The following is a 219-nucleotide window of genomic DNA, read 5'->3' on the forward strand; positions in this document are numbered from 1 at the left end:
GGCTGCGGCCAAAAGACATCGAATTTGGCTGCCTGATAGGTGCACCAGACACCGTTCCCGACGAACAGGTATATGCGGTACCGTTTAAAGGATATAAGAGCCTACGCATCTCCCAAGGTTTTGGTGGAAAATTCAGCCATAGTCATGAACCTCAATACTATGCCATTGATATTGCGATGCCCGTCGGTACACCAATATCCGCAGCGCGCTCCGGAATTG

The 219-nt window shown here is 50.2% G+C and carries 1 pseudogene; it reads left to right on the forward strand.

Annotated elements, in window-relative coordinates:
• A pseudogene (locus tag A3751_RS23290) lies at positions 1-219 on the forward strand (hypothetical protein); the annotation flags it as partial.

It is taken from the genome of Oleiphilus sp. HI0080, assembly GCF_001635135.1.